Genomic DNA, 15,807 nt, shown 5'->3' with positions numbered 1-15,807 from the left:
GCCGAGCCGCAGGCTCAGCCGGGGAAGCCGGCCGTGTCGACGACCGCCGCGAACGGGGCCGGCAGCTTCAGGGGCTCACCGAACGGCACCCGCTCCGCATGCTTGTAGGCCCCGTTCTGCGGGCCGGTGAACAGCGTGGCCGTCGGCCCGTGCTCGTCGAAGCGGTCCACGAGGAGGTAGACCGGGACGGGGGCGTGCGCGTAGGCCCAGAGCTTCTTGGTGCGGTCGTCCTTGGCATTGCTCTGCGACGTGATCTCGACGACGAACAGGGCCTCCGCCGCGTCGAGCGGGTCGTTGGTGTCGGGGTCGGCCGCGTCGACCGTCTCGCGGGGGGCGAGTACGAGATCGGGGACGTACAGCTTGTCCAGGGGGGCGATGTGGACGCCGAGGGTCTGATAGACCCCCAGTTCGTCCGGGGCTACCCGGTAAAGCACCCTCTGCAGGGCATCCGCGATTCCGTTGTGATGCCTGTGCGGCGGCGGTACCAAGACAATCTGCCCTTCATCGATCTCGGCGTGCCAGCCCTCCGGCACATCCAGCTCACGCCATGCCTGGAGCAGGAGGTCCCACGAGCGGCGGTCCGGAGCCGTGTCGTGCTCGACCAGTGCTGCGGTCATAGCGGGTCCCTTCTCTTGAAGCCCTCGGCGCGTGAGCGTAGATCGACGAGCCTGCGGTCGTTGTCCTCTTCCTCTCAGCGTCCCACGAACGGGCGGCCGAGGCGGTGCCCCGATCACCGCGGCCTCGCCTGGATCTGCCGGTTCAGCTCCCGCACCCGCTCCCGCAGCACGTCCATCGCCGGCACCGGCCGCACCTCGGCGGGCGGGCAGTCCCACTCCCGGCCGCCGCCGAGCGGCCGGAGCTGGACCAGGCCGCCCTCGCAGCCCATCACCTGCCCCACGCTGCCGTCCCTGTGGTCCACGGCGTACGTGCCCGTCTCCGGCACGACCGGATCCTCGTTCACCGGGCCCCCTCAAGGACCGCCGCGAGCCGCAGCGCCGTGTCCAGGTTGCAGCGCCCCAGCTCCACCAGCGGCAGCGCGCCCGCCGCCGTCAGCACGTCCACGCGCAGCGACGGCAGCGTGACCCCGACCCCGGCAAGGCCCTCCCGCAACTGCCGGACCGCCTCTTCCGCCGCCAGCAACCGTTCCTCCACCGTCAACGCCATGGTCTCTGCCTCTCACCTACTGTTTCCGTTTGCTCACCCAGCGTGGCGGTGCGCGCGTACGCTGAACAGCTCCGGCGACCCAACAACCCCCCGTGTCAGGTGGAGGCGTTGCGCATGACCCGACCCAAGGACCTGGACCCGTCCTCCAACCCCCGCGCGCTCCTCGGCGCGGAACTCCGCCATGCCCGGGAGCGGGCGGCCCTCAGCCAGGAGGCCCTGGGAGCACCGCTGTTCGTCAGCGGCTCCTTCATCGGGCAACTGGAGGCGGGTACGCGCAGGATGCATAGGGAGTATGCGGAGCACTTCGACTCGGTGCTGGGCACAGGGGGCTTCTTCGCCCGGAATTGCGGTGCGTTGGCGAAGTCCCGGTACCCCGATCACTTCGCGGAGGCGGCGGAGGCGGAAGCGGTCGCCACGGCGATCCGGCAGTACGCGATGCTCCTGATCCCGGGGCTGCTCCAGACGAAGGCGTACGCGGAGGAGGTCTTCCGCGCCTACCACCCGACCGCACTGGACGAGACCATCGACGCCCACGTAGCCGTCCGCCTTGACCGAGCGCGCCTCCTGGACGACCCAACAACGCCGCTGTTGTGGACCGTGCTCGACGAAGCCGCCCTGAGACGCGAGGTCGGCGGCGGCCCGGTGATGGCCGAAGCGCTGCGCCACGTGGCGGGGCTCGCGCGCAGGCACCGCGTGATCGTGCAGGTGCTGCCGTTCGGCGCGGGGGCTCACGCAGCCATGGAGGGCAGTTTGAAGCTGATGGAGTTCGAGGATGCGCCTCCGCTCTCCTTCGTGGAAGGACCGAACATGGGCAAGCTGCTCGACGACCCCGCCACTGTTGCTCACCACGCTCTGCTGATCAGCCTGCTGCAGGCGGCTGCACTCAGTCCAAAGGATTCCCTGGCCCTGATCGACTCAGTGGCGCAGGATTACGGGCATGGAGAACAGCACCCTTGAGTATGCGTACGACCTGAGCGCAGCCGTATGGCACAAGTCCAGCCATAGCGGTGGCAGCGGCGGCGACTGCCTCGAAGTCGCTCGCTGGCGCCAGTCCAGCCACAGCGACGGCAGCGGCGGTAACTGCCTGGAGGTCGCTGACGGGCACCCCGAAGTCGTCCCGGTACGTGACTCCAAGAACCCCGCAGGGCCGAGGCTCGTGTTCCGGGCCCCCGCCTGGTCCGCGTTCATCGGGGGGCTTCCCGGGATCGAGGGGAGCCCCGATGGCCGGCCGGGGGTTTGCCCCACCCCGTAGAGGCCCGCTGACCGGATGGATCGGTTCCCCTTGATCGCCGAGGCTGAGCATGTCGCACCTGCTCGTCCGATCGGAGAACCAGTGTTCAGCCTGAAGTCCTCGCGCCGCACGGTGGCGCGCACCGCCGCGGTGGCCCTGGCCGGCGCGGCGTGCGCCGCCATGATGTCCGGCAGCGCCGAAGCCATCGTCAACGGAAAGGATTCCACGCAGCGGTACCCCTCCATGGTGTCGATCCCGGTGACGGGTGTGGACGACCCCACCTTCAAGGGGGTCTGCGGCGGGTCGTTGATCGACGCGAAGTGGGTGCTCACGGCCGCCCACTGCGTGGACCCGAAGCTCGTCACCCTGGACGGCACCGTCCGGGTCGGCAGCGAGTGGCGGAAGTCCGGCGGCACCGTACGGTCCATCGCGAAGACCGTGACGCACCCGAGCTACAGGAACGGTGACGACAGCGGTCCCAACCGCCACGACGTCGCCCTGATCCGGCTGAACCGCGCGGTCTCCGAGAAGCCCATCCGCATCGCGGACAAGCCGGGGAAGCCCGGCACTCCGACCCGCATCATGGGCTTCGGCAGGACCGACGACTCGCCCGACGCCACCGAGGTGGTCTTCCCCGACCGGCTCCAGGAGCTGGACACGCGGCGCGGGGCGGTCTCCGAGTGCGCGCCGGGCTACGCCGACAGCACGCGTCTGTGCACGATCAGCCAGGTGCCGAAGGCCATGGCGTGCCACGGCGACTCGGGCGGCCCCCAGGTCCAGCGGGACCGCAAGGGGCGCTGGGAGCTGATCGGCGTCACCTCGGGCCCCGGCGCGCCGGGCGTGCGGTGCAGCGAGGGCCCGGGGCTCTACACCAGTGCGCCCGCCCACGCGGGCTGGATACACCGGACGATGGCCCGCAACGGCTGATCCGGACTCCCCGCGGTGCCGCGCGGCCCGGCACCGGCGCCGCGCGGCCCGGCGGGAAGGGCGCCGGTCCCGGTCGGCTTCGCGACAGACTTGTCGCGTGCGCGCGCCCGGGGAGCGACCGGCGCGGGCGCCGGGTTGGCCGACGCGCCGCCGACCGGCGCCCGCTCCGGGCCCGCCGCCGGGCGGGCGTCCCTGGCAGGACGGCCGGCCTCCCTCGCGCCCCACGCGTAAGCGGCCGAAGCCGCGCTGTCCGAAAGGTTCCGGGCGCCCACCGGAATCGGCGGCTCCCCCTACCCGGCGCCCGCCGGACGTACCAAAGATGGCACCGCACGTGCCCGGCAGACGCACGCCATCGAAGCGGTACGAACCGGAGGGGACCCTCATGACCGAACCCACCGAACCGAACGCGTCCGGCGACCCGCACGAGCCCGCCGACCCGCGGATCGCCGAGGCGTTCGGGAGCGCGGCCCGCGTCACCTTGGCGCCCGGCCCCAGGGAGGCCAGGGAGGCACCCGCGCCCGCGCCGGAGCCGGACGACGAGTGGGCGCTGCCGGAGGGGCGGGCGTGGGTGTACCTCGCCGACCCCGGAGGCGGCCTGACCCGGCCCGTGATCATCGCCGACGGCTTCAACTCGGGCCCGAGCGACCTGGACTACTCCTGGGAGATCCTGGAGCGCGGCCCGTACCCGTTCCTGGGCGAGCTGCGGCGGCGCGGGTACGACGTCGTCCTGCTGGGCTTCGACGAGCGCGGCGCCTCGATCCTGGACAACGCCAGGGCCGTGCGCGCGGCGGTCCGCGAGGCCGTCGCGCAGCGGACGGGCGACCACCCGCTGACCGTGGGAGGCTTCAGCATGGGCGGCCTCGTCGCCCGGTACGCGCTGGCCAGGATGGAGCACGACGGCGGCGAGGAGAACGACCACCAGACCGGCCTGTACTTCTCCTACGACAGCCCGCACCGCGGCGCCTGGGTGCCCATCGCGCTCCAGTCGTTCGCGCACTACATCCGGCGGCTGAACCCGGCCTTCTCCCACCAGATGAACAGCCCGGCGGCCCGTCAGCTCCTGTGGCAGCACATCGCCGAGTGGGACGACGCCCCGGAGACCGACAAGGCCCGTGCCGAGTTCCTCGCCGAGCTGGAACGGGTCGGCGGCTGGCCCGCGCGACCGCGCAAGATCGGCGTGGCCAACGGCGCACGCTCCGGCGAGGGCAACGGCATCCGCCCCGGCGTGCGGGCCTTCCACGGCACGGGCCTGGCGATCACCGGCACCCATCTGCACACCCAGAGCGCGGGCCACGACCAGCTGGTCGCCCAGCTCCGCGTCGTGACCCTGCGCAAGCCGCGCGTCCGCACCTCCGGCCTGCCCGAGATCGACGGCGCCCCCGGCGGCACCCTTGAGGGCTTCGGCATCCTCGCCGACGAGCTGGACAAGATCCCGGCCCTCATCGGACTGGGCTCGGAGGCGGACATCCGCGACCACTGCTTCGTGCCGACGGTCAGCGCGATCGCCCTGCGCGACATCGACACCCACGAGAAGCTCTACGCCCCCGTCACGGCCTCGGCGGAGCAGGAGAGCGAACTGGACGAGTTCCGCTGCGCCTCGCACAACGAACCGCACACCCTGGTGACCGAGGAACTCAGCACCTGGCTCCTGGACCGGCTGCCGTAGGCGACTCGACCGCGCGTCGCGGCCTGCCGGTACCGCTACGAACGCTGAGCGGCGGGCACAAGAAATGCCCGAGGGCGGCACCCCTTCGTGAGAAGGAGTGCCGCCCTCGGTACGTCAGGACGGTGATCAGCCAGAGGCCGATCAGAAGTCCATGTCACCGCCCGGCATGCCGCCGCCGGCCGGGGCGGCGCCCGCCTTCTCCGGCTTGTCGGCGATGACGGCCTCGGTGGTGAGGAACAGCGCGGCGATGGACGCGGCGTTCTGCAGGGCGGAACGCGTGACCTTCGCCGGGTCGAGGATGCCCTCGGCGATCATGTCGACGTACTCACCGGTCGCGGCGTTCAGGCCGTGGCCGACGGTCAGGTTGCGCACCTTCTCGACGACGACACCGCCCTCAAGGCCGGCGTTGACGGCGATCTGCTTCAGCGGGGCCTCAAGGGCCAGCTTCACGGCGGCGGCACCGGTGGCCTCGTCGCCGTCCAGCTCCAGCTTCTCGAAGACCTGGGAGGCCTGGAGCAGGGCCACGCCACCACCGGCGACGATGCCCTCCTCGACGGCCGCCTTCGCGTTGCGGACGGCGTCCTCGATGCGGTGCTTGCGCTCCTTGAGCTCGACCTCGGTCGCGGCACCGGCCTTGATGACCGCCACGCCGCCCGCGAGCTTCGCCAGGCGCTCCTGGAGCTTCTCGCGGTCGTAGTCCGAGTCGCTGTTCTCGATCTCGGCGCGGATCTGGTTGACGCGGCCCTGGACCTGGTCGCTGTCACCGGCGCCGTCGACGATGGTCGTCTCGTCCTTGGTGATGACGACCTTGCGGGCGCGGCCGAGCAGGTCGAGACCGGCGTTCTCCAGCTTGAGGCCGACCTCCTCGGAGATGACGGTGCCACCGGTGAGGATGGCGATGTCGCCGAGCATGGCCTTGCGGCGGTCACCGAAGCCCGGGGCCTTGACGGCGACGGACTTGAAGGTGCCACGGATCTTGTTGACGACCAGGGTCGACAGGGCCTCGCCCTCGACGTCCTCGGCGATGATCAGCAGCGGCTTGCCCGACTGCATGACCTTCTCCAGGAGCGGAAGGAGGTCCTTCACGTTGGAGATCTTGGAGTTGACGATCAGGATGTACGGGTCGTCGAGCGACGCCTCCATACGCTCCATGTCGGTGGCGAAGTACGCCGAGATGTAGCCCTTGTCGAAGCGCATACCCTCGGTGAGCTCCAGCTCCAGACCGAAGGTCTGGGACTCCTCGACGGTGATGACGCCTTCCTTGCCGACCTTGTCCATCGCCTCGGCGATGAGCTCGCCGATCTGGGTGTCGGCGGCGGAGATGGAGGCCGTCGAAGCGATCTGCTCCTTGGTCTCGACATCCTTGGCCTGCTCCAGGAGCGCGCCGGAGACGGCCTCGACGGCCTTCTCGATGCCGCGCTTCAGCGCCATCGGGTTGGCACCGGCGGCCACGTTGCGCAGACCCTCGCGCACCAGGGCCTGGGCCAGGACGGTCGCGGTCGTCGTGCCGTCACCGGCGACGTCGTCCGTCTTCTTCGCGACCTCCTTGACCAGCTCGGCGCCGATCTTCTCGTACGGGTCCTCGAGCTCGATCTCCTTGGCGATGGACACACCATCGTTGGTGATCGTGGGGGCGCCCCACTTCTTCTCGAGGACGACGTTGCGACCCTTGGGGCCCAGGGTCACCTTGACGGCGTCGGCGAGCTGGTTCATGCCGCGCTCGAGGCCGCGCCGTGCCTCCTCGTCGAACGCGATGATCTTGGCCATGTGAAGTGGTCCTCCCGGACGAATGGGGTCTTCCCCCGGCCCGTCAAGGGCCCGAAGAAGGAAAAGCAGCAAACGGACCGTGCTGGCGCCCGCGACGGACGGCCTGCGCGCCTTGTGGTTCCCTGCCCCACCCGGCGTGCGGGCCTCACCGACCCGATCCAAGTTCTGTCACTCTCACTGGGAGAGTGCTAAGCCCCATGATTAGCACTCGACCCCTGCGAGTGCAAGCGCCTCTGGCCGTTCCCGGACAGTCGCCGGCGGCGGCGACGCACACGAGGGGCCCGTACCCCCTACGGGATACGGGCCCCTCGCGATGCTTGCGTCGGTGGCCGTTCGCGCCGAGCTAGACGGCGAGCTTGACCATGTCCGCCTGCGGACCCTTCTGGCCCTGCGAGATCTCGAACTCGACTCGCTGACCTTCTTCCAGGGTGCGGTAGCCGTCCATCTGGATCGCGCTGTAGTGGACGAAAACATCCGCACCACCGTCGACCGCGATGAAGCCGTACCCCTTCTCCGCGTTGAACCACTTGACGGTGCCCTGAGCCATGCCTAACTCCCCTATTACTGGCCCTTGCACAGGACCGCACTTCGCGGACCCGGGTCAGACCTCACCCCCCAATGGTTGGGGGTGTGCGCCGGAACGCGTCGACCGCCGCTGAATGTATCTGTCCAACTGCCGTCTGCAACAGGTCAATCGGACGAGAATTCCGGGCATGGCCGATCGGCGATTCATGGAGAGTTCCCCGGATTCCGGGGCAAGTCGGGCCGGGCAAAAGCCACAGAAGGCCCATAAGGGTGTCGCGCTTTGGCTGCTTCTTGTCGACTCCCGGCCGACTTCGTCCATGCACTCGGCTTGGAAAGCGAAGCACGTTCCCCAACTGTACCGCGCTCAACCATGCAGAATTGCCCCCTCCGTTTCTCTCACGGAGGGGGCAATTCAGATTACGCAGGGGGCTTGCACAAATGATCAGCCGCCGGCGACGGCGGGAATGATCGAGACGCCCGCGCCGTCCGGAGTGGCCGTTTCCAGGCCCTGCTCGAAACGGACGTCGTCGTCGTTCACGTACACGTTGACGAAGCGGCGCAGCTTGCCCTGGTCGTCGAGGACGCGGGCGGCGATGCCGGTGTGGTTCTTCTCCAGGTCGGCGATGACCTCACCGAGGTTGGCCCCCTCTGCGGCGACCTCGGCCCGGCCTCCGGTGTAGGTGCGGAGAATGGTGGGGATGCGGACGTTCACGCTCATGAAGGTTCACCTCTGAAGTCGGGGGTGGCTGTGGCGCCCCTCCCAGGGGCGCGGGGAACCGCGCGAGGACGGACCAGGACCGTCGGCCGACGACGGTCCCGGGGCCCCACGGCGACTAGTCGGCGAGCCCCGCGGCGCGGAAGGCGTCGAGGCTCGGCGGAATCGTGGCGGTGGCCTGCGACGTCTCGGCGACGGCGTCGAGCGTCTTGAGGCCGTCCCCCGTGTTCAGCACGACCGTGGTGAGGGACGGATCGATGAGCCCCGCCTCGACGAGCTTCTTGGTGACGCCCACGGTCACGCCGCCGGCGGTCTCCGCGAAGATGCCCTCGGTCCTGGCGAGGATCTTGATCGCCTCGACGACCTGCTCGTCGTTCACGTCCTCCACGGCGCCGCCCGTGCGGCGCGCGATGTCGAGGACGTAGGGACCGTCGGCGGGGTTGCCGATGGCCAGCGACTTGGCGATGGTGTTCGGCTTCTGCGGACGCACGACGTCGTGTCCGGCCTTGAAGGCGGCCGACACCGGCGAGCAGCCCTCGGCCTGCGCGCCGAAGATCTTGTACGGCTTGTCGGCCACGAGACCGAGCGCGATCAGCTCCTTGAGACCCTTGTCGATCTTCGTGAGCTGCGATCCGGAGGCGATCGGGATGACGAGCTGGTCGGGCAGCTCCCAGCCGAGCTGCTCGCAGATCTCGTACGCGAGGGTCTTGGAGCCCTCGCCGTAGTACGGCCGCAGGTTGACGTTGACGAAGCCCCAGCCCTCGCCCAGCGGGTCGCCGATGAGCTCGGAGCAGAAGCGGTTCACGTCGTCGTAGTTGCCCTCGATGCCGACCAGCTCGCCGCCGTAGACCGCGGCCATGACGACCTTGCCCTGCTCCAGGTCGTGCGGGATGAACACGCAGGAGCGGAAGCCGGCGCGGGCCGCGGCGGCGCCGACGGCGCCCGCGAGGTTGCCGGTGGAGGAGCAGGAGAGCGTGGTGAAGCCGAAGGCGCGCGCGGCTTCGAGCGCCTGCGCGACGACGCGGTCCTTGAAGGAGTGCGTGGGGTTGCCCGAGTCGTCCTTGACGAACAGCTTGCCGGGCTCGACGCCCAGCTCACGGGCGAGGTTGTCGGCCTTGACGAGCTTGGTCCAGCCGGGGTTCAGGTTCGGCTTGCCGGCCACGTCGGCGGGGACGGGGAGCAGCGGGGCGTAGCGCCAGATGTTGGCGGGGCCCGCCTCGATCCGCTTGCGCAGCGACTCCGGGTCGCCGAGGGGCAGGTCGTACGAGACTTCGAGGGGGCCGAAACACTCGGCGCAGGCGAAAATGGGGCCGAGGGGGAACGTGGTGCCGCACTCGCGACACGAGAGGCCGGAGGCCGGTCCGAGGTCGACGGTCGGGGTCGTTTCGGTGGCGACGGTCTGAACAGCCATGGAGGCGAGGCCCTTTCTCCTCATCTTCCTCGCGACGCATCTCGCCGCGAGACGGAATTGGCACCTTCCCCACCGTGACCTCGCGGTCGGCGGGAGGGTTGCCGGGGCTTCAACGGGCCGTATCCCTCTGCCCCTCTGGATGAGCGGTTTTCGATTATGGGTTTCAGTTGTGGGTCGTGAACGCGGCGGTGACCCCGACATGCGATGGCCACCGGCGTTGTTCAAGACTGTAACCGAAGCCCCGGACCCTTGAGATAGTCGTCCGCACCGCGAGATGGATCACATACGCACCACACATGGGGAGGACACTGACCGTGCTGGAAGAGGCCGAGCGCTGGCTGAGCAGGCGTTCCTGGTCGGTCGCCGACCGTCCGGTGGACCGGCTCACCGCGGCCAAGCGCGCGTCCGGCGCGACGGTGAGCGTCGTCCTGCCCGCCCTCGACGAGGAGCGGACGGTCGGCGCGATCGTGGCCGAGATCCGCCGCGAGCTGATGGAGCGGGCACCGCTGGTCGACGAGCTGGTGGTGGTCGACTCCGGCTCGTCCGACCGCACCGCCGAGGTCGCGGCGGAGGCCGGCGCCAGGGTCGTCCACCGGGACGACATCCTGCCGCGGCTCCCCGCCGTGCCGGGCAAGGGCGAGGTGCTGTGGCGCTCGCTGCTCGTCACCGGCGGCGACATCGTGGCGTTCGTCGACGCGGACCTGAGGGAGTTCTCCGCGGACTTCGTCACGGGGACAGTGGGCCCGCTGCTCACCGACCCCGACGTGCACCTCGTGAAGGCGATGTACGACCGCCCGCTCGGTGCGACCTCCGGCCAGGGCGGCCGGGTCACCGAGCTGATGGCGCGCCCGCTCCTGAACATGCACTGGCCGCTGCTCGCCGGGTTCGTCCAGCCGCTCGGCGGCGAGTACGCGGCCCGCAGGTCCCTCCTCGAACAGCTGCCCTTCCCCGTCGGGTACGGGGTGGAGCTGGGGCTGCTCGTCGACGCGCTGCACACCGTCGGGCTCGACGCGCTCGCACAGGTCGACGTCGGGGTGCGCAGGCACAGGCACCAGGACGGGCAGGCGCTGGGGCGGATGGCGGCGGCCATCTACCGCACGGCACAACTGCGGCTCGCGCGCGGACACCTCGTACGCCCGGAGCTGACGCAGTTCGAGCGGGGCGAGCACGGATTCGTGCCGCGTACGTACGCGGTGGACACGGAGGAACGGCCGCCGATGACCGGTATCTCCGAGTATGCGCACCGGCGCGTGGCGTAAGCGCTTGTCCGGGGTGTCTGGCGGAGTCCGCTCGGCGTACGTTTGAGCGTTTCCGGTACGGGCTACGTTTTGCCACATGGTTCCAGAGCCCCGTTCCTCGACAGCAGCGCAGGTACTCGTCGCGTCCAACCGCGGCCCCGTCTCGTACTCCGTGGGAGAGGACGGGGAGCTGGCCGCCAAGCGCGGCGGCGGCGGACTCGTCTCAGGACTGAGCGCCATCGGCGACGAGGCGGACGCCCTGTGGGTGTGCGCGGCGCTCGGTGAGGGCGACAGGGAGGCCGTGCGGCGCGGGGTCTCCGAGCCGGGCGTGCGGATGCTCGACGTCGACGCGGACGCCGGCGAGGGCGTGCACGCGGCGGCCTACAACGGCATCGCCAACTCGGTCCTGTGGTTCGTCCACCACATGCTGTACCAGACGCCGCTCGAACCGGCCTTCGGCCCGGAGTTCCGCGCCCAGTGGGCGGCGTACGAGACGTACAACCGCGCGTTCGCCGAGGCGCTGGCGGCGGAGGCGGCGCCCGGCGCCGCGGTCCTCGTCCAGGACTACCACCTCACCCTCGTCCCCGGCATGCTGCGCGAACTCCGCGACGACCTGCGGATCGGCCACTTCTCCCACACCCCGTGGGCGCCGGCCGACTACTTCCGGATGCTCCCCGACGACGTGGCGGAGCAGGTCCTGCGCGGCATGCTCGGCGCCGACCGGCTGGGGTTCCTCACCGGGCGGTGGGCCGACAACTTCACCGAGTGCTGCGTACGGCTGCTCGGCGGCACCTCCGGCACGCGCATCGGCGTGCACGGGCTCGGCGCCGACGCGGACTTCCTGCGGGAGCGTTCACGGCGTGACGACGTCGAGGAGCGGATGCGGGCGCTGCGCGAGCAGATCGGCGAGGGCCGCAAGACCATCGTCCGGGTGGACCGCACGGAACTCTCCAAGAACATCGTGCGCGGCCTGCACGCCTACCGGCAGCTCCTGGAGGACCGCCCCGAGTGGCGGGAGCGGGTCGTCCACGTCGCCTTCGCCTACCCCTCGCGGCAGGACCTCGCGGTCTACCGCGACTACACCGCGGAGGTCTCGCGGGTCGCCGACGCGATCAACTCCGCGTTCGGCACGGAGGGCTGGACGCCGGTCGTCCTGCACGTCAAGGACGACTTCGCGCGGTCGCTCGCGGCGTACCGTCTCGCCGACGTGGCGCTGGTCAACCCGATCCGCGACGGGATGAACCTCGTCGCCAAGGAGGTGCCCGTCGTCTCCGACGAGGGGTGCGCGCTGGTGCTCTCGCGGGAGGCCGGGGCGTACGAGGAGCTGGCCGAGGACGCCATCGCGGTGAACCCCTACGACATCTCCGCCACGGCGGACGCGCTGCACTCGGCGCTCGGCATGGCCCCGGAGGAGCGGGCGGAGCGCACGAAGCGCCTCGCGGCGGCGGCCACGGCGCTGCCGCCCACGCAGTGGTTCCTCGACCAGCTGCACGCCCTGACCGGGGGCCCGTCCTAGCCGGGGAGTGCGGTCGTGAGGGCGGAGAGGAGGTCGACGACCCCAGGGGGGCCGTCGACCACCAGGTCCGCGCGATCCGCCAGTTCCGCGACCTCCGCGCTACCGCTGCACACCAGGAGGCCCGCGACCCCTTCGGAGCGGAGCTTCTCCACCGCTCCGAAGGCGGGCAGGTCACCCAGGTCGTCGCCCGCGTAGAGGACGGACTCGGCGCCCACCTCGCGGAGGTACTCCGCGAGGGCGACCCCCTTGTCCATGCCGGGCGGGCGCAGCTCCAGGACCATGCGGCCCGGCTCGACGATCAGACCGTGGCGTCCCGCCAGCTCCGCCAGCGGCTCGCGCAGGGCGTCGAAGGCCGCCTGCGGGTCCTCCGCGCGGCGGGTGTGGACGGCGACGGCGCGGCCCTTCTCCTCTATCCAGGTGCCGCGCCACGCCCCGATCGCGTCGAGGAAACCGGGCAGCTCGGCCCGGACCGCGGCGACGCCCGGGTGCGTCTCCGCCGCCTGCACGGTGCCGGTGACGGCGTCCCAGCGCTCGGCGCCGTAGTGCCCGAGCACCACCAGGTGGTCGAGGCCGGGCACGCCCGCGAAGCCGCCGTAGCGCACCGCGACGCCCGCCGGGCGGCCCGTGACCACGGCGACGGACCGCAGCCGCGGGGCGAGCGCGGCGAGCGCGGGCACCGCTTCGGGGTGGGCCCGGGCCTGCTCGGGGTCGGGCACGATCGCGGCGAGCGTGCCGTCGAAGTCGAGGGCCACGACGGCCCTCTCCGGCCGCGCCAGGATCGCGGCGAGGCCGTCACGGCCGGCCCGCGTGACGGGCTCGGGCAGTCCGGGACGTCCCGGCTCGGCCGGCTGCGCGTACGTAGGGTCACCCATGGCCCCGACCCTAACCGGATCAGCGCTCCTCGCGCCGCGAGTCCCGCACCCGGCGCAGCCGATTGACCGTAATCGGGTCGTGCGCGAGGGCGCGGGGATCGTCGAGGAGGGCGTTCAGGAGCTGGTAGTAGCGCACCGGCACCATGCCCAGCTCCTCGCGCACCGCGCGTTCCTTGGCGCCGGGGCCCGGCCAGTCGCGCCGTTCGAGGGCGAGCACGGCACGGTCCCGCTCCGAAAGCTCGTGTCCGTTCATGCCGACACGTTATTCCGCGCTCTCCGCGGCCACCGCCCGGTTCTGGATGCGGCCGAGCACGGATGCAGGGTTGCCGTTGCGCTCCACGGCCTTGCCGATGTCCTTCTTGATGTCGGCGGAGACCTGCGCCCAGGACGTCTTGCCCACCGGGTAGAGCTGCGAGGTCGGCAGCTCCTTGAGGAACTTGCCCAGCTCGCTGTCGCCGCGCTCGGCGGCCATCGTCTCGGACGCCGACCTGGTCACGGGCAGGATGTCGTACTCGTTGGAGAATTCGAGCACGTTCTTCTTGCTGTAGACGTAGTCGAGGAACTTGCCGGCCTCCTTGCGGTGGCCGTTCTGCTTGAACGCCATCATCCAGTCGGCGACGCCCATCGTGGCCTGCGCCTTGCCGTTGACACCGGGCGCCGGCACCATGCCGAACTTCACGCCCTTCTTGCGCGCCATCTTCATCAGCGTGGGGTGGCCGTTGAGCATGCCGACCTCGCCGCGCGCGAACGCCGCGAAGGCCTCGGCGCGGTTCAGCTCACCGGGCGCCTTCGGGCCGGTCAGGCCCTTGCCGACCAGCTCGTCCCGCAGCCAGGAGAACGTCTTGGCGTTCTGGGCGGAGTCGATGCTGTAGGAGCTGACGTTGTCGGTGTAACCGCCGCCGCCGCTGAGCATCCACATCAGCGTCTCGGCGGGCGCCTCCTCGGGGCCGAGGGGCAGCGCGTACGGGTACTTCACGCCGCGCGCCTTGAGGGTCTTCGCGTCGGCCTGCAGCTCGCTCCAGCTCTGCGGCGGGGTGAGGTTCGCGTCCTTGAAGAGCTTGGTGTTGTAGAACAGCAGGCGCGTGGAGGAGGCGAACGGCATCCCGTACTGGGTGCGGTTGACCTCGCCCGCCTGGGCGAGCGGGGCGAGGAAGTCGGCCTGGGTGGCGATGGACAGGACCTCGTCGGCCTCGTACAGCTTGTCCTGGGCGGCGTAGTCGGCGTAGGCGCCGATCTGGGCCAGGTCGGGCGCCTCGCCCTTCTTGACCATCTCCTTGACCTCGCGGTCCACGTCGTTCCAGGAGAGCACGGTGACGTCGACGTCGATGCCGGGGTTCTCGTCCTCGAACCCCTTGACGACCTTGTCCCAGTACTTCTTGGAGCTGTTCGCGGCGGAGTCGCCGTAGTCCGCGGCCACCAGCTTCAGGGTGACGTCGCCCGAGTCGCCCGGTCCGCCGCAGCCGGCGAGCACACCCGCCATGCCCAGTACGGCCACCGCCGCGGTCAGTCCTGTCACGCGCCGCTGCACAGCTGTCCCACCCTCATTGCTTCCGCGTACTCGGGGCTTGCCCGCCCCAAAGCTTTTGAACTGCGAGTTTCCCCCGAGTCCGGATACAAGGTCTACACCACCCGAGTATCACTTGTGCAACGGCCGCCACAAGGGCCCCAGGAGGCCGGGCACCGTTGCCTGGTGCGGGGTGCGGCTGCTATGCACGTGACGTCTGTGCGGGGCATGTTGGTCTCCCACCGGTCCCGCACCGGTCCCGCACTGACGAGGAGCCTTGGCGCATGTCGCGTACCGCAGCAGAAATAGCCACTCAGCCCGCCTGCTGGCAGCGGGCGGCGGAGGCAGCCGCCTCCTTCGAGGGGCTGCCGCAGCCGGGTGAGCGGGTCGCCGTCACCGGGTGCGGGACCTCGTGGTTCATGGCCATCGCCTACGCGGCGCTGCGGGAGGCCGCGGGACAGGGCGAGACCGACGCCTTCGCCTCGTCGGAGTTCCCCGCCGGGCGGACGTACGACCGGGTGGTCGCGATCACCCGCTCCGGTACGACGACGGAGGTCCTCGAACTCCTCGGGCGGCTCAAGGGGACCGTTCCGACGGTCGCGCTGACCGCCGACCCGAAGACGCCGGTCATGGACGCGGCGGACGCGGTGGCCGTCCTCGACTGGGCCGACGAGGAGTCGGTCGTGCAGACCCGCTTCGCGACGACCGCCCTGGCGTTCCTGCGGGCCGGGCTCGGCGAGATCCCCGGGGTGAAGCCGGTGGCGGACGCCGCCGTCGACGCCGAGCTGGCCATCGCGGAGCCGCTGCCGGCGTCCGTCGTGGGGGCGGAGCAGTGGACGTTCCTCGGGCGCGGCTGGACGTACGGGCTGGCTCTTGAGGCGGCGCTGAAGATGCGGGAGGCGGCGGGGGCCTGGACGGAGTCCTACCCGGCCATGGAGTACCGGCACGGGCCGATCTCCATCACCGGGCCCGGCCGGGTGGCCTGGATGTTCGGCACGCTGCCCGAGGGGCTGGCGGGGGACGTCGCCCGGGTCGGCGGCGAGCTGGTCGCCCGCCAGGAGGCGGACCCGCTGGCCGAGCTGATCCGCGCGCAGCGGCTCGCGGTCGCCCTCGCGGAGGCGCGGGGCTTCGACCCCGACCGGCCGCGGAACCTCACGCGGAGCGTGATCCTCAGCTGAGGCCGGCGGGGGCGCCTTCCGGGCGCCCGGTGCCGCCGCTGCGCGGCGGAGCCTCTCCCCCGCGGTCGCCCTCGCGGAGGCGCGGGGCTTCGA

17 protein-coding genes and 1 riboswitch are annotated in these 15,807 nt (G+C 70.9%); of the genes, 7 read left to right on the top strand and 10 right to left on the bottom strand.

From position 1 onward, the window contains the following. Positions 1-14 precede the first annotated feature (14 nt). The 3 genes from AB0I16_RS03970 to AB0I16_RS03960 form a co-directional block, all read right to left on the bottom strand. The gene (locus tag AB0I16_RS03970) at positions 15-617 is read right to left on the bottom strand and encodes a Uma2 family endonuclease (protein ID WP_363247726.1); all 603 of its coding nucleotides are present in this window, start codon (positions 615-617) and stop codon (positions 15-17) included. Between the two features lie 113 nt (positions 618-730). Then, positions 731-961: a hypothetical protein gene (locus AB0I16_RS03965; protein ID WP_363247890.1), complete on the bottom strand. Its 231-nt coding sequence runs from the start codon at positions 959-961 to the stop codon at positions 731-733. Further along, entirely contained in the window at positions 958-1,164 is a 207-nt protein-coding gene (locus AB0I16_RS03960; protein ID WP_198503004.1) for a hypothetical protein, read from the bottom strand. Before AB0I16_RS03960 ends, AB0I16_RS03965 begins: the two co-directional genes overlap by 4 nt. Positions 1,165-1,278: 114 nt before the next feature. Between AB0I16_RS03960 and AB0I16_RS03955 the strand changes: the two genes are divergently transcribed. The 4 genes from AB0I16_RS03955 to AB0I16_RS03940 all read left to right on the top strand — a co-directional run bounded on the left by AB0I16_RS03955 (position 1,279) and on the right by AB0I16_RS03940 (position 4,988). Continuing rightward, entirely contained in the window at positions 1,279-2,121 is an 843-nt protein-coding gene (locus AB0I16_RS03955; protein ID WP_363247725.1) for a helix-turn-helix transcriptional regulator, read from the top strand. After that, the gene (locus AB0I16_RS03950; protein ID WP_363247724.1) at positions 2,102-2,416 is read left to right on the top strand and encodes a DUF397 domain-containing protein; all 315 of its coding nucleotides are present in this window, start codon (positions 2,102-2,104) and stop codon (positions 2,414-2,416) included. Before AB0I16_RS03955 ends, AB0I16_RS03950 begins: the two co-directional genes overlap by 20 nt. 81 nt (positions 2,417-2,497) lie before the next feature. Next, positions 2,498-3,322, top strand: coding sequence for a serine protease (locus AB0I16_RS03945; RefSeq protein ID WP_363247723.1), 825 nt, complete (start codon positions 2,498-2,500; stop codon positions 3,320-3,322). Positions 3,323-3,704: 382 nt separating this feature from the next. Further along, positions 3,705-4,988, top strand: coding sequence for a hypothetical protein (locus AB0I16_RS03940; RefSeq protein ID WP_363247722.1), 1,284 nt, complete (start codon positions 3,705-3,707; stop codon positions 4,986-4,988). Positions 4,989-5,129: 141 nt separating this feature from the next. Here the strand turns inward: AB0I16_RS03940 and groL are convergent, their stop codons facing one another. The 4 genes from groL to thrC all read right to left on the bottom strand — a co-directional run bounded on the left by groL (position 5,130) and on the right by thrC (position 9,406). Then, positions 5,130-6,755, bottom strand: a complete 1,626-nt coding sequence (gene groL, locus AB0I16_RS03935) for a chaperonin GroEL (protein ID WP_076685541.1) — start codon at positions 6,753-6,755, stop codon at positions 5,130-5,132. A 343-nt stretch (positions 6,756-7,098) separates the two neighbouring features. Continuing rightward, a complete protein-coding gene (locus tag AB0I16_RS03930) occupies positions 7,099-7,302 on the bottom strand; it encodes a cold-shock protein (RefSeq protein ID WP_005315736.1) in 204 nt (67 codons plus the stop codon). Between the two features lie 420 nt (positions 7,303-7,722). Continuing rightward, positions 7,723-7,998 carry a MoaD/ThiS family protein gene (locus tag AB0I16_RS03925; protein WP_363247721.1) on the bottom strand — a complete coding sequence of 92 codons (276 nt, stop codon included), beginning with the start codon at positions 7,996-7,998 and terminating at the stop codon, positions 7,723-7,725. A 115-nt stretch (positions 7,999-8,113) separates the two neighbouring features. Then, positions 8,114-9,406, bottom strand: a complete 1,293-nt coding sequence (gene thrC / locus AB0I16_RS03920) for a threonine synthase (RefSeq protein ID WP_363247720.1) — start codon at positions 9,404-9,406, stop codon at positions 8,114-8,116. Between the two features lie 17 nt (positions 9,407-9,423). Further along, a riboswitch (SAM riboswitch) is annotated at positions 9,424-9,552 on the bottom strand. A gap of 168 nt (positions 9,553-9,720) precedes the next feature. Between thrC and AB0I16_RS03915 the strand changes: the two genes are divergently transcribed. After that, positions 9,721-10,665, top strand: coding sequence for a glucosyl-3-phosphoglycerate synthase (locus AB0I16_RS03915; RefSeq protein WP_363247875.1), 945 nt, complete (start codon positions 9,721-9,723; stop codon positions 10,663-10,665). A 76-nt stretch (positions 10,666-10,741) separates the two neighbouring features. After that, entirely contained in the window at positions 10,742-12,160 is a 1,419-nt protein-coding gene (locus AB0I16_RS03910) for a trehalose-6-phosphate synthase (protein WP_363247719.1), read from the top strand. Here AB0I16_RS03910 and otsB read toward each other — a convergent pair. The 3 genes from otsB to AB0I16_RS03895 are packed head-to-tail and all read right to left on the bottom strand — an operon-like array spanning position 12,157 to position 14,512. Beyond that, the gene (gene otsB / locus AB0I16_RS03905; protein ID WP_363247717.1) at positions 12,157-13,032 is read right to left on the bottom strand and encodes a trehalose-phosphatase; all 876 of its coding nucleotides are present in this window, start codon (positions 13,030-13,032) and stop codon (positions 12,157-12,159) included. The genes AB0I16_RS03910 and otsB overlap by 4 nt on opposite strands. Positions 13,033-13,051: 19 nt before the next feature. Continuing rightward, entirely contained in the window at positions 13,052-13,285 is a 234-nt protein-coding gene (locus AB0I16_RS03900; protein ID WP_363247716.1) for a DUF3263 domain-containing protein, read from the bottom strand. Positions 13,286-13,294: 9 nt separating this feature from the next. After that, a complete protein-coding gene (locus tag AB0I16_RS03895; protein WP_363247874.1) occupies positions 13,295-14,512 on the bottom strand; it encodes an extracellular solute-binding protein in 1,218 nt (405 codons plus the stop codon). A 308-nt stretch (positions 14,513-14,820) separates the two neighbouring features. On the opposite strand from AB0I16_RS03895, the gene AB0I16_RS03890 reads away from it, so the two are divergent. After that, positions 14,821-15,714, top strand: a complete 894-nt coding sequence (locus AB0I16_RS03890) for a sugar isomerase (protein ID WP_363247715.1) — start codon at positions 14,821-14,823, stop codon at positions 15,712-15,714. Positions 15,715-15,807 lie beyond the last annotated feature (93 nt).

Origin of the sequence: Streptomyces sp. NPDC050703 (genome assembly GCF_040654435.1) — a bacterium.
In the GTDB taxonomy this organism is placed as follows: Bacteria; Actinomycetota; Actinomycetes; order Streptomycetales; family Streptomycetaceae; genus Streptomyces.
The sequence above is the reverse complement of the archived record's forward strand: the minus strand, read 5'-3'. Positions and strand labels throughout refer to the sequence as shown.